This window comes from bacterium (assembly GCA_021372775.1).
In the GTDB taxonomy this organism is placed as follows: Bacteria; Acidobacteriota; Polarisedimenticolia; order J045; family J045; genus JAJFTU01.
The window spans coordinates 1-10,170 of record JAJFTU010000140.1 but is presented as its reverse complement, the minus strand read 5'-3'; the positions used below and the strand labels follow the sequence as shown (position 1 = coordinate 10,170).

General features: G+C 67.8%; 7 protein-coding genes. All 7 read right to left on the bottom strand.

Annotated features, from left to right (window positions below; genetic code table 11):
- Window positions 1-853, bottom strand: an 853-nt coding sequence (locus tag LLG88_04625) for a tyrosine-type recombinase/integrase (protein ID MCE5246192.1), incomplete at its 3' end; no start/stop codon positions are given.
- Window positions 850-1,746 carry a tyrosine-type recombinase/integrase gene (locus tag LLG88_04620; protein MCE5246191.1) on the bottom strand — a complete coding sequence of 299 codons (897 nt, stop codon included), beginning with the start codon at window positions 1,744-1,746 and terminating at the stop codon, window positions 850-852. The genes LLG88_04625 and LLG88_04620, both read right to left, overlap by 4 nt.
- Window positions 1,743-2,678, bottom strand: a complete 936-nt coding sequence (locus tag LLG88_04615) for a tyrosine-type recombinase/integrase (GenBank protein ID MCE5246190.1) — start codon at window positions 2,676-2,678, stop codon at window positions 1,743-1,745. The genes LLG88_04620 and LLG88_04615 overlap by 4 nt, the downstream gene beginning before the upstream one ends.
- Window positions 2,679-2,992: 314 nt before the next feature.
- Complete coding sequence (locus LLG88_04610) at window positions 2,993-5,053, bottom strand: alkaline phosphatase family protein (GenBank protein MCE5246189.1); 2,061 nt, start codon at window positions 5,051-5,053, stop codon at window positions 2,993-2,995.
- Between the two features lie 96 nt (window positions 5,054-5,149).
- Complete coding sequence (locus tag LLG88_04605; protein MCE5246188.1) at window positions 5,150-8,122, bottom strand: TonB-dependent receptor; 2,973 nt, start codon at window positions 8,120-8,122, stop codon at window positions 5,150-5,152.
- A 41-nt stretch (window positions 8,123-8,163) separates the two neighbouring features.
- Window positions 8,164-9,507 (bottom strand): alginate export family protein, encoded by a 1,344-nt coding sequence (locus LLG88_04600; GenBank protein ID MCE5246187.1) that lies wholly within the window; start codon window positions 9,505-9,507, stop codon window positions 8,164-8,166.
- A gap of 384 nt (window positions 9,508-9,891) precedes the next feature.
- A partial coding sequence (locus LLG88_04595) for a hypothetical protein (protein ID MCE5246186.1) occupies window positions 9,892-10,170 on the bottom strand: 279 nt, incomplete at its 5' end.

Here is a 10,170-nt window from a genome sequence, read left to right as displayed (position 1 = left end):
GCGCGGTGACGTGCAGGTAGATCTGCGTGCTCGTGATCAGTCGATGGCCGAGCAGGTCTCTGATCGTGACGAGGCCGACGCCCGCGCGCACGAGATGCGTCGCGAACGTGTGCCGCAGTCGGTGCGGCGACATCCTCTTCGCGATCTTCGCGCGCAAGGCCCACGTGCGCACGCGCTCGTAGATCGCATTGCGCGACATCGCGCGTCCGCGCCGGCTCCGGAAGTACGGCGCCGCGGGCAGCGCCGCGCCGCGCGCGCGCTCGTACAGCCGCAGCGCGGCGGTGACGCGCTCATTGAGCGGGATCGTGCGCCGTCGGCCGCCCTTTCCCATGACGGTCACGGTCTGCTCGTGGAGGTCGACGTCTTCCTGGCGCAGCGTCGCGCACTCCGAAGCGCGGATCCCGGTGCCGTACAGCAACGCCAGGATCGCGCGATCGCGCACGCCGAGAACGGTCCCGCAGTCCGGCGCCGCGAGCAGTCGCCCGACTTCCTCGGACGATAGAAAGACGGGCAGCTTCTGCGGCGCGGCCTTGATCTTCGGGAAGTGCGCCAGCGGATTGGCCGCCGGCTCGAGATGGCCCATGGCAACGATCGCGCGATAGAAGCTGCGCAGGACGACGACCGTGCGATTGATCGCCGCGGCGCCGTTTTGGCGCTCGGTGCGAAGATGCTCGACGTACTGCAGCACGTCGCGCGCGGCGACGGCGCCGGGCGCTTTGTCGTCGAGTCGGAACCGCACGTACTCGCGGAACTGGTCGAGCGCCGCGCGATACGCGGCGATCGTCGTGGAGCGCAGGCCGCGCGCGGTGCAGTGCGTTTCGGTATAGAGCGTGATCCAGAAGTTCCACGTCATGGCCGGGGCCCTCTGTCGAGCGCGCGCACGGCGGCTTCGGGCCGCTGCGGCAGGACGTGCAGGTACACGCCGGTTTCCTGAGGGCTGCGATGGCCCATCAGCGAGGAGATGACCGCGACGTCGACGCCCCGGTCCATGAGGTGCGTGGCGAACGTGTGCCGCAGCGTGCGCGGCGTCACGTCGCCGGCGACGCCGGCGCGCCGCGCGGCGTCGTGAACCACCGCCCCGGCGTCCTTGGACGAGAGGCGGCGCCGACGCGTCGCCGTCCGGAACAACGCGCCCCGCTTGCCGCCGCGCTCGAGCAGGTAGGCGAGGAGCTCGGTGTACACGCCGTCCGGAATCGGGACCACGCGCGGGCGATCGCCCTTGGCCTTGAGGACCTGCAGCTCCCGGCGCTCGCGATTGACGTCGCCGACGTCGAGCGCACAGAGCTCCTGCGTGCGCAAACCGCATCCGTACAGCAGAAGGATCATCAAGCGATCGCGCCGCTGAAGCGGCGTCGCGCGCGGGCAGGCCAGGATCAGGCCGTGCGCCTCCTCCAACGTCAACGCGCGCGGCGCGCCGCGTGGCTTCGCGTCGCGCAGCTGGAACCCGTCGAGCACGTTTCGCTGCGCGCGGCCGCTGCGCCAGGCGTAGTCCAGGAGGCCGCGCGCGTGGCTCAGCCGCTTGGCGAGCGAAGTCGACGTGTGTCCCGCCTGGCGGCCTTGCTCGAGCCACGCAAGGTAGTGCTCGAGCGTGGCGTGCCACGGCGACACGCCGGGGCAGATCTCCGCCAGCGCGCGCACCATGCGCCCCAGCGTGCAGCGCACGTCGATCACGGTCCGCGGCGCCTTGCGCCCAACGTCGGCCAGGTAGGACAGGTAGCCTTCGATCAGGGGATCCAGGCGGCTCATGACGCGGCCTCCGTGCGCAGCCAGTCATTGATCGGATGCTTCGCCATCGCCGCGCGGCGCTGCGGGTCGGCGATATGCACGTAACGCACCGTGGTCGTGATGCCCTGGTGGCCGAGAATCCGCTGCACCTCGGGCAGCGCGACGCCCGCTTCGAGCAGGTCCGACGCGCAGCTGTGCCTGAACTGGTGCAGGCTGTGCAGCGGCACGTCGGCGCGATCGGCCATCACGTGCACGAGCTTGCTGAGCGACGAGGCGCTCAGGCGCTTGCCCTCGCGATTCACCAGCAACGCGCGCTGGTCGTGCACGCCGCGCAACTCGAGACGATTGTGACGCTGCGGCAGGTACGCCTCGAGGCACTGGTACGCGAGCGCCGGCACCGGCACGCTGCGCTCGCGGCCCGTCTTGCGGCCGTCGATCCGCAGCACGCCCTCTTCGCGATCCCAACTGTCGACATCGAGCCGCTCCAACTCGCCGCGGCGCAGGCCGGTCCCGTACAGCAACGCCAACACGACGAGCCTGACGTGGCGCTGGTACGTGTTTCTGCTCGACGCGGCCTCGCGCCAGAGTCCCTGCATCTGGCCGCCGTCGATGCGCTTCGGCAGCCGGCTGTACGGCGAGATCTTCGGACCGCGCATCCAGCGCAGCGGACTCGTCGTCCACACACCCTGGCGCACCAGGTACTCGCCCATGCCGCGCATCACGCTCAGCGTCGCGTACACCGTCGACTTGGCCTTGAACGTCGTCTGCGCGCGCAGGTAGCCCACGAGGAGCTCCGCGTCAACGCGCTCCAACTCGAGGCGCCGATGGTGCCGCTTCATCCACAGGCCCCACCGCTCCAGCGTGGACCTGACGCGCTGCTCCATCCCCTCCGACCGTCCGAGCTTCGCGTACTCCTCCAGGTACCCCTCCAGCAGTCGGTCCCAGCGCTTCATAACTCGGCCCCTCTCGCGAGTCAGACAGACCCCCGTCTTACCCTTTCGACGTCAGTCTGTTATTCCTGAATCTCGACAATACGACTCCCGATATGACGGCATCGGGGGCGAGGATTGGGTCGGAATTGAACTAAAGCCAATAGCTGACAGCAGAATCGCCTAATGCGCCGACGCGTCGCCGCTTGACGCCGAACGCCCGCCTGTGCGGACCCCGCCGACTCCACTTCTCGGCCCGGGTCGGGAAGGTCGGCTGAACCGCCGAAGCCCGCGTCGTTCCAGCCGCAATTGCGGTTTCGTCCGCTGCGCCACCTGGCTCAGCGTCCGCTGGAACGACGTTCGGCGGCCCGCGCTTCGTCGGCGCGCCCCAGCTTCGCCAGCGCGAGGGCGTAGAGTCCCCACCCCTGCGCATACCCCGGCCGCGTTTCCGTCAGGCGCCGCAGCAGCGGCGCCGCCTCCGCCGGGCGATCCATGAACAGCAGCAGATTCCCGTACCGCTCAAGCGCCGGCGGGAAGTCCGGCGCGATCGCCAGCGCCCGCCGGTAGTCCGACTCGGCCTCGCCGAGCCGACGCCGCGTCTCGGCGACGATCGCCCCGCCGATCCACCCGCCGGCGCGGTCCTCGGTCAGCTCCGCCGTCTCCCGCGCCCGCGCGAAGAGGGCGTCCGCGTCGTCGATCCGTCCGTGGTGCACGAGGATCTGCCCGAGCATCAGCGCCGGACGCCCCGCGCTCGGGTCGAGCGTCAGCGCCCGCGCGAACGCCTCGGCCGCGTCCTTGTCCCGCCCCAGCCGCAGCAACGCCTCCCCGGCGTACGCCTGCGCCGCGGGCAGCCGCGGGTCGAGTTGCACCGCGCGCGCCAGCGGCGGCAGCGCCGCCTCCGCGCGGCCGGCGTTGAGCATCACGAGGCCCTCGCCGACGAAACCGAGCGGGTCGTTCGGGGCGCGCTTCTGCAACTCGACGAAGTCGGCCCGCGCGTCGTCCGCCCGGCCGCGGTTCGCCAGCATCACGCCGCGGTTGTAGAGGTTGATCGGCACCGCGAGCTGCCCTTCGCCGCCCGCGGCCGCCGTCGAAGGCGCCGCGACGCCGACGTATCCGAGCGCCCGCAACTGCGCGATCCGCTCGTCGTCCGCCGCCGGCGCCGGCGGCGCCTCCGTGCTCCGCGGACCGCGCGATTCGTAGTCCTCGACGCTCTTCAGCGGCCGCGCCACGGCCTCCGGGGTCAGCGCCCCGTCCATCGGCCGCCCCTGCAGCTTCTGCGAGACGGGCAGCCCGGCCAGGCGGCAGATCGTCGGCGCGACGTCGTAGACCGTCGCCCCCTCGATCCGCGCCCCGGCGCGCACCCCCGCGCCCCACATCAGGACGATCCCCTCGGGCCGATGCCAGAGCGGCGCTTCGTTTCCCGCGTCGCCGGTGGTCGGCGTCATCGGGCGGATCCGCCCGGTCTTGAACCCGTGGTCGGACACGATGATCAGCGTCCCGCGCTCCCGGTCCAGCCGGTCCGCGATCTCCCCGACGACCTTGTCGATCTGCTCGTAGTACTTGTCGAACGCCCCGCCGTACCGCGCGACCGCCCGCGGGTCGGCCCCCGGAATCGGCGGCGTGCCGTAGTCCGCGAAGAGGTGCCCCACCGCGTCGGTCCCTTCGAAGTAGACCGCCGCCACGTCCGCGCCGTGACGCTTCAGCAGCTCCGGGAAGAGCCGCCGGTAGAGCTCCGTCGTCCGCAGCGCGCCGACGAACGTCTCCATCTTGTCGGCCGGCGCCGCCGGCGCTCCCGGGACCGCCGCGAAGTAGCTCTCCGCCGTCCGCGCGTCGATCGCCGCGACGACCTCGCCCCGCAGCTTCGCCAGAAGCTCGTCGTCCGCGCCCGGCTCGATCAGGCGCTCGACGGCCTTCGCCGCGCCGCCCGCGACCTGATGCGAGCCCGCGCGGTCGCTGACCATGAACCCCGCGACCTTCTCCGCCGGCCACGTGCTGTACCAGCCGACGATCCCGACCTTGAGCCCGTTCTCGCCCGCGACATCCCAGAACGCGCGCACCCGGCGCTCGTCCGAACGCACCGGCTCGTCGCGCCCCGCGCGCCGCGTCAGGAAGCCGTAGATCCCGTGGTCGAGCGGCGACCGCCCGGTCGCGATCGTCGTCCAGACGACCGGCGACAGGAACGGCGCCTCGCTCCGCAGCGGCCCCGCCGCCCCCTCGCGGCGAAGCCGCTCGAGCCGCGGCAGCCGGCCGGCCGCCGCGAGACGATCGATGATCTCCCAGTCCGCGCCGTCCAGTCCGACGACGACGACGCGCGGCGTCGGCCGCGCCGTCCCGCGGCAGGAAAACGACGCCAACGCGGCGACCGCGCAGACCGCCGCCAACAGCTTTTCGACTCGCATGGCGCCGATTATCGGCCGCCTCTTCCCGCGCCACAAAAGAAACGGCGGGGCGGCCGAAGCCGCCCCGCCGTCCCGAAACAGCGGATGAAACCTAACTCACCAAGTCAGCGCGACCTGGAACCGGTAGCCGCGCGCGCCTTGGATCTGCGCGTTCGTCGTCGGGAAGCCGAACAGGTAGTTCGTCTTGCTCTGGCTGGCCGTGGTCACTTCCGGATACCACGTCGTGTTCACGCCGATCAGTTCCTGCTCGTTGGTGACGTTGAACACGTCGAACCGGGCTTCGAAGTTCACCCGCTTCGTGAACTGGTAGCCGTAGTTCACCGAAAGGTCGAGCGACTTCGTGCTCGGCGTCCGGTGAGCGCCGCGCTTCTCGTAATAGACGCCCACCTTGTCCGTCTGATCGCTCCCGCAGTCCTCGGAGCCCCAGATTTCGGTTCCGATCGCGCACGTCTGGTTGCCGTACGCGTCGGGTCCAACCACGATCTGCGCGGTGTTGTTCTTGGCGTACGGAGCGCCACTCGCATAGTTGATGACGCCGCCGACCGTAAGACGCTGACGCTCACTCTTCAGCGGGACCTGATAGTAGCCTTGGACCTTCGCCTGATGCGTCACGTCCCAAGGCAGGTAGCCATAGCGGTTCAGCGTGGTCTGCGGCACGTTCGCGTAATTCTGGAAGGTGTCGAAACCAGAGTCGCTCGTCACGTTGCCTTCGGCCTTCGAGTGGGTGTAGTTGGCGTACAGAGCCCAGTTCCGCGAGAACCGCTTCTCCGCCGTCAGCATGATCGCCTTGTAGCTGCGCTTCGCGTCCGAATTGTTGAAGATGAACTGGCGCTTGAGCGGCGTCGGGTTGTCTGGATCCGTCATGTCATACTGGTAGTAGTTCTCGACCGTGATGATCTTGTCCCACTTCCGGTCGACGTACCGCGCGCTGACGCCGAGTTCCGGCGAGAACGAGTATTCGTAGCTCACCGTCCACTCGTTGATCTGCTGCGGCTTCAGGTTCGGCGCAAAGCTCGACGCCGCCGCATCCGGGGTCACCGAGCCGATATTCACCCACTGGATCGCGTGCGACGGGGTCCGCCAGTACGGATTGTAGTACTGAGTGTAAGAAGACTGGCCGCCGGCGGCGCGCACGAACGGGCTCAGCGTCGTGAGGTTGATCCCCGCCTTGTACTGCGCGTAGGTCCCCTTGACGAGGTGCTTGCCGCCGCCCGTCACGTCCCACGACACGCCGAGGCGCGGCGCGAACGAGCTGTCCGAAATCACCTTCTCGCCGACGTCGTTCTCGTTGTCGTTCTTCTCGTAGCGGAGGCCGATGTTGAAGGCCAAGTTCTGGTTGAACTGCCAGTCGTCCTGGACGTAGGCCGTGGTCACCATGTTCTTCGGCCCGGCCAAACTCGGCAACGCGAAGTCCTGATAGTAGCGGTAACCACGATTCGCCATGTTGAACGGATCGTTTTCCAAGTTCGCGGTACCCACGAAGTAGAACAGGGCATTCCCCTGAATGATCGAGGAGCCGACATTCTCCTGCTTCGCGTAATCCACGCCGACCTTCAGCGTGTGGGTTCCAGCGTTCTTCGTGTCAAGGAAATACGTCAGCGCGCCTTCATACTGGCTGCGCTTCCGGACTTCGGGATCGCTGGAGAAGATGTTCGTGTCGTAAACAGTGCTGTCGTTCATGTCGATCGCGGGGGCGACCGGCCCGGTCGGATCGAAGATAACGTTGCCGGCCGTGCGACCGCGGGGCTGACCGTCGAACGTGTGCGGCTCAGCCAAGGGGTTGATGGAGAAGCTGTTCTGGAACTGCGCGACCTTCACGTCGGTCACGATCTGCGGGCTCCAGATCGCGTTCCAGTTGGCGACCCAGAGGTGGCCGCCCTGCTCCTGCACGTCGATGTCCGACGGATCCCACGGGCCGCCGAAGAACTGCAGCGCGTAGTTGGACGTCGTGCGGGCCGGATCCCGGGAATACGTGAACTGCACGCGGTGGTCGTTGCTGACCTGCCACGTGCCCTTACCGAAGGCATAGTCACCGTCGAAGAACGACTGCCACGGCGTGCCGGAATTCGAGGTGCCGCTGCCCGTGGAGAAGTTCTTGTCGTACGCGAGGAAGAACCACGCGCTGTCGGTCACGATCGGACCGCCAAGCGTGGTCTGAATGCGGTTCGACGTCTTGCTCGCCGAACCGTCGTACTGCTGAATCGTCGGACGCGTGTACGACCAGCAATCGGTGCCCGTGCACCCGCTGGGCAGCGCGCGATTCGGGGCAAAGAGATCACGCGTCTTGACGCTCGACAGCTTCGTCCAGTTCGGCTGCGAAATGACGTCGCGCAGCGAACCGGTGAAGGTGTTGCCGCCCGACTTGGTGATCATGTTCGTCAGGCCGCCCTGGAACTGGCCGTATTCGGCCGAGACGCCCGTCAGCTTGATGTCCACGGCTTCGATGGCGTCGAAAATCATGTTGGAGCCGAAGGTGCCGGTTACGGGGTCGCGGATGCTGACGCCGTCGGCGAGGTAGACGTTCGAGTTCGAGGTGCCGCCGAGCATGTTCGGGTTCGACCCGCCGGTGACGCCGGGGGCGAACTGAATCAGGCTCTGGTAGCTGCGGCCGACCGGCAGGTTGTCGGTCTGCTTGCGATCGACGACCTTGGTGCTGTCGGTGTTGGTCTTGCTGACGACGGGACGGCCGCCGGTCACGGTGACCGTCTCGACGATCTCGCCTTCCTTCAGGGTGAGGTTCACCGGGGTCACTTTGTCCACCTGGACGTCGGTGATCACGGCCGCGGTCTGGTACCCGGCCATCTGGGCCAGGACCTGGTACTTACCGGTCGGCAGACCCGGGGCGAAGAAGTTGCCCTCGGTGTCCGTGACGGTGGCGCGTTCGCGGATCAGGGCTTCCGAACGCAGCAGGATCGTGGCGCCGGGGACCGGCTGGCCCTTGTCGTCCACGACCTTGCCGCGGATCGTGCCGGTCTGGGTCGACCCGGCCATCGCCGGAGCGGTCGTCACCGCGAACAGCAGCGGCAGGACCAGCAGGGCGGCGACCAGGATGCGCAAAGCTTTCGGCATCTCTATGCCTCCTTAGATCCGAGCGGCTCTTGCGAGCCGGCTCAGAAGTGAACCGTCGTGCTGACGAAAAGACGCTTGGTCGGGTTCGACTTCGGCGGCTGCGGCAGCTCGGCGTCGAGACCGGCGCCCGGGTAGACCTGCGCGAAGCCGACGCTGAGCGTGAGGTTCTTGCCGTAGTCGTAGCCGGCCGCGACGCTGAACTCAGTGCCCAGGTTCCGGTCTTCGACCATGTAGCGCTGGTCGCGACGCACGTTCTGGAACATCCCGGCGAGCTTCAGGCCGCCGGGGAGCTGGGATTCGAAGCCGAGCTGCAGGTAGTACGCGCCGTAGGGCCCGCCGATCTCGGCCGGACGGCCCCAAGCGCCGTTCCAGAAGTCGGAGAGGCCGTAGCGGCCGTGGAAGTCCATGAAGAGCGGGTCGAAGGTTTCGTTCTTTTCCGTGCCCGGCTTGTCGCCGCCGTACTGCGCCGCACGGAAATAGACCTTGTTCGGATTCCCTTCGACTTCGAACTTCCAGCCGAGGGTGGCTTCCCAAGCCTTCGCGTCGATGTCGGCGTAGTCGTCGCCGTAAGCGTTGAGGCCGGTTCCGCGCTGCCAAGCGGCGTTCAGCACGGCGAACGGGCCGGTCTTGTCTTCGTAGCGGAAGTTGGCGGCGTAGGTCATGCGCTTGTCGCGGTACAGCGGATGACCGGGCGTCGTGATGGTGTTGTGGTCGTCGTGATAGAGGAGGCCGCCCTCGAGGTTCATCTTCTTCGAGAGCTTCCACGTGGACCACAGGCCGTACATGTCGGAGTAGCCCAGACCACGCCCGAGGCCCATCATGAGCCGCTCGGGGTTGTCGAGCTCCGCTTCCTTCATGTAGAAGCCGGTGAACGTGCCGCGCTTGTGGTCGACGTCCACGCGCACGCCGTCCCAGCTCGTGCCGCCGTAGAAGTCGAGGTTGCCCATGAGCCAGCCGTCGGCCAGAACGAGCGTCTGGCGACCGGCGCGGACGCTGATCGGCTGTCCGGCGATGTTCTTGGCGTCGATGTACGCCTGGAACAGCTGCGCGTTCGAGCTCATGTTGCTGGACGTCTGCGAGCCGCGGATCGCGGTCCAGTCCTCGCCGAACTGGCCGAGGTACTGGGACTCGATGACGGCGCTGACGTTGTTGTCCAGCTCGGCCTTGACGCCGAGGCGGACGCGGTAGCTCGTGTAGGTGATGTTGTCTTCGCCCTGCAGCGAACTCACGTCGTACAGGTTGTCGTTGTACTCCGGGCGGATGCGGATGCTGCCGAACCAGTTGAGCTTCGCGGTGCCCGTGCCGCTTCCGGTGTCGGCGGCCAGGACCGGGAGCGCCGTCAGCGTGATCAGGAACGCCGCGGCCACCGTCCTCCACATTCTCATCGTGTACTACCTCCTTCCTGAAAACGAACGGTCATTGCCTCTCGTCAAGCCGGCCCGCCGGCCGCCGCTCTTCCGCGGCGGAACCCCGCGTCGCGATCGGCGCGGGACCGTCGGCCGGCGCGCGACCTGCCCCTCAAGACACAGTCGCCCGTCACTGGCCTAGCAAAAGGCGTACCCGTTTTTTCAGTTCCTCTAAGCCGCTCCCGTTCAGTCAGTTGGCGTGCTACCGCCGAATCCGTCCCCTTCCGAGCGCCCCAAGCTCTTGGATCTTGTCCAAAAACTTGGAGCATCTGACCGAAATGTTGTTTGCCCGTCCCCTAGGCAAACTTGGCGGCACCGTCGGACTTTGCCCTAAATGCGTCTAACTGACAACCACCCGGCCAATTAGGGGAACTGGACGCCCCGGACGGCGTCGGCGACGACGAAGATCCGCTCGTTGTTGTCTTCCGCGTCGGCCGGAAACACGGTGAAGCCCGTCGCGGAGGGGCGGTAGTCGGGAGTGAACCCGAGCACGACCTCTCCGTCGAGGAACGTCACGACGCAGCGCCGCCCGTGCGCGCCGCCGACGCCGAACGCCGACGGGGGCGCGTAGAGGCGGTTGCCGATCCAGTCGCGCACGAAGAAAAGCGCCTTGAGGTCGTCGAGCCGCAGCCGCACCGGCAC